This window comes from Citrobacter sp. Igbk 14 (assembly GCF_028069825.1).
GTDB lineage: Bacteria > Pseudomonadota > Gammaproteobacteria > Enterobacterales > Enterobacteriaceae > Citrobacter.
Genome location: NZ_JANEWM010000122.1, coordinates 1 through 3,497 on the forward strand (window position 1 = coordinate 1; position 3,497 = coordinate 3,497).

The 3,497-nt window shown below is 42.8% G+C and carries 2 protein-coding genes; one reads left to right on the forward strand and one right to left on the reverse strand.

The window, feature by feature from the left end; all coding sequences use genetic code 11:
* Positions 1-107 precede the first annotated feature (107 nt).
* Positions 108-1,820, forward strand: coding sequence for an aryl-sulfate sulfotransferase (locus NNN64_RS22565; RefSeq protein WP_271442851.1), 1,713 nt, complete (start codon positions 108-110; stop codon positions 1,818-1,820).
* Positions 1,821-1,883: 63 nt separating this feature from the next.
* On the opposite strand, the gene NNN64_RS22570 is transcribed toward NNN64_RS22565, so the two are convergent.
* Positions 1,884-3,458, reverse strand: a complete 1,575-nt coding sequence (locus NNN64_RS22570; RefSeq protein ID WP_271442852.1) for a bifunctional metallophosphatase/5'-nucleotidase — start codon at positions 3,456-3,458, stop codon at positions 1,884-1,886.
* Between the last annotated feature and the right edge of the window lie 39 nt (positions 3,459-3,497).

The window sequence follows — 3,497 nt, forward strand, 5'->3', positions numbered from 1 at the left end:
ATTTTATTGTTATTTATTTGTGCCACGGTTTCTATCTTATTATTTTTGAAACGTCGGTATTATGTTGCTGACAAGAAATGAATACTATTTTATGGAAAGGTGGAAATATGAACATCAATAAGTTATCTATCAGCCAGCCAGCTCCTCGCACACCCATTAACCAACAAATTGACGTTGATAATGCGATGGTACTTTCACATAATGCAATCTATCAAAGTCTGCTCGCGGCAGTGACGGACGCGGATAGCTATGAGAATCCGTTAATTACTTTAGATCCTTATGGAACTGCGCCTTTAAGTCTTTATTTAGGGATATGGGGGGCACTGAATGAAGATATAACGGTTACTGTTCAGGATAGTAAGGAGAGCACCGTTGCCGTCTCATGGACATACAGCATGCAAACTGGCGCTAACCTGGTTCCTGTTTCGGGGTTAGTTGCTGGCGAAGATAATATCGTTACCTTGATCTCCGGCACGCAGATTGTAGGGCAATACACGGTAACGCCTGCAGCATTACCGCCATCGGATTCTGCGGATATTACTCTTGGCTTCCCGGTTATTACTGTAACCAAAGCCGTTGATGAATCTTCATTAGTAGCTGATGGCCTTTATTTCTCTACGTATTTTGACCGTTACAATCTGGCATTTGACCAATATGGTATCGTTCGTTGGTATGTTTCTCAGGAGATTCCTTCCTACAATTTTGTTCGAATGGACAATGGACATTTTCTGGCGACATCACAGGGTATCAATCATTGTCTGGACATGTATGAATTTGATGTAATGGGACGAGTGTATACGGTCTATCTGCTTGATAATGAGTTTCATCACTCTATTCTGCCATTAGAGAACAATCTTGCTATTGCTCCCTCGGAGTATACCAATGGACGCCCTGACGATTATTCAACAGGCAAGGATGGTGTTTCCATTATCGATCTGACTACCGGACTTGAAGTCGCTTATTATGATATGTTGAAAGTGATGGACTATTCACGTTCTCCACGCCCATCGGGAAGTGCGCCAGGCCAATCTGTGACGATGGATGATTGGTTGCATATCAACCAAAGCTATATTAATACGACGAACAATTTGCTGGTTTCATCCGGGCGCCACCAAAGTTCTGTTTTTGGGGTTGATGTTGAGTCGGGGCAATTGCGCTTTATTATGGCAGATCACGAGGACTGGGCCTCTGACTTTGAAGAATATCTACTTACCCCAGTTGATGAATCAGGTAATCCGTTGTTTGATTTTTCTACTCAGGAAGGAATTGATTCAGCGAACAGTGATTTCTGGACATGGGGTCAGCATAATATCGTTGAAATCCCAAATACAGAGAGTGGTATTCTGGAGTTCTTAGTGTTTGACAATGGAAATTACCGTTCCCGGGATGATGCCAAAAGTTTGCTACCGATTGATAATTTTAGCCGGGTGGTTCAGTTTAGAATCGATCTGAATACAATGACGGTATCACGTTCGTATGAATATGGTAAAGAAGAGGTGGGAAGCCGGGGATATAGCAGTTTTGTCAGTGCCAAGCATTTACTCAGTAATGGTAATCTGGTCATCCATTTTGGCGCAAGCACTATGGATGAAAATGGTCGCCCTTTATCCGCCCAGCCAGGATATAGTGATATTGTAGATCCGCTGGATGGTAGTCAGGCACTGGGTATGCTGGTACTGCAAGAAATCAATAAGGAAACCAAACAACTGCTGTTCGAGGCAACCGTAACATCGGGCTATTATAAGAATGCTGAAGTCAATGGGGATGATTATCGCTATGATATCTCAGCATTCAGAGTTTATAAATTGCCACTCTTTTAATTAGGTATAGAAAATGCGGCCATTTTATGGCCGCATGATGTTTAACTATTTGAGGCTAAGTCACTACTTGCTAATATCATCGACACGCATGGTGTGATCAGGTGTAATGTTGTTGACATGTTCCATGTAATCAACAATTGCCTGAGCAGTTTGCAGTCCCTTGATATATTTGACATTTTTACCCTTGGTGAAGGTAAACCCACCACCGCCTTTACCAATGAATGAGTCGAGCGCAACAGAGTAGTATTTATTGTCTTCTACCGGCTTGCCTTTAATATTGAATTCAACAATGCGCTGGCCTTGCGGTTTCGTACTGTCATATTTGAATTGTACGGTCTTAGAAGCATGCAGAATACCATTTTTCAGATCGGCCGCATGAGACATAATGGCTTTCAGATCTTTGCCGCTGATATCCATGCTCATCACATCATTGGTAAATGGGTACATGCTCAATACATCACCATAGGTAATATTGCCTTTTGGTAGTTCGGAACGAATACCGCCAGCATTATAGAAGGCAGCATCGGCGTAAGGCACTTTATACAACAATGCATCGGTTATTAAGTTACCTGTCGTTGCTGATTCACCATAGGAGCGGGTCAGAATTTCCGGTGAGTGGGCAACGACGCGGTCAGTAATGGCCTTAACCTTATTATTCCACTCATCAATTTTCGCTTGTGTTTGTGGATCGGGTTTGTAGGTATCTGCATACATCGTGATGAGTTTGCCGTTGTAGCTATCCACTTTTTTCGTTTCAGGGTTCCAGTCAAGTACCAGCTTACCTAATTCAATCGTATAGGCATCAGTAGAGACGACAAGCGTATCTCCGACTTTAATCGGCTCCGGTGTACCCTTATGAGCGTGACCGGTGATAAGCACGTTCAACCCGTAACCTTCAAGCGTTTTAGCCATTTCAACATCGGTCTTCAGCGCGCGAGCAACATCATCATCACCACCACTGGACTGGCGGCCTGGGACGCCTTCATGCGCAAGAAGCACAGTGAGGTCAACTTTTCCCTTTAACTCTTCCAGCTGTTTTTTCACATAAGGAACAGGATCCCGGCAGTCCACACCTTCACGTACACCTGCTGCAATCGCTTCATAAAACGCGGAAACACCGTGCATACCAATAACACCAATTTTTAAGCCATCTTTTTCGACGATGGTATACGGTGTTTTAATCAACGGGTTTTCCGTTCCGCTGTAAAAAACGTTGTCGAGCAGCACCGGAAATTTAAGTTTGCTGAGTTGTGTGACCAAATTCTCATGCCCGTGATCAAATTCATGGTTCCCTACTGAGACGGCATCATAGGGCATAGTATTCAGTATATCGATAATGGCTTCACCTTTGGTTAAGGTGCTGATATACGGTCCAGTAAAATAGTCACCAGCGTCAAAGAAAAAAACATCTTTTTCTTTGGCTTTTGCATCTTTAACAATTTTCGAAATGGGCGCAAACCCACCAACTTCACGGGTTTTAGACACATAAGGAATAATTTCTGGAGAGACGTGGGCATGTAAATCATTGGTGTAATAGATTGTGATATCTCGGGCATCAGCGGAGAATGTTACGGCTGATGATAACCCGATACACAGAGAAAGTAATGATACTGAAAATTTCTTTTTCATATTAACCATCCATTTGTTAAATATACAACATCGGTCTATATCTAATTT

Bases quoted from the DNA above. Each gene is read 5' to 3' on its own strand.
- NNN64_RS22565 (WP_271442851.1), top strand. From the start codon at position 108: ATGAACATCAATAAGTTATCTATCAGCCAGCCAGCTCCTCGCACACCC.
- NNN64_RS22570 (WP_271442852.1), bottom strand. From the start codon at position 3,458: ATGGTTAATATGAAAAAGAAATTTTCAGTATCATTACTTTCTCTGTGT.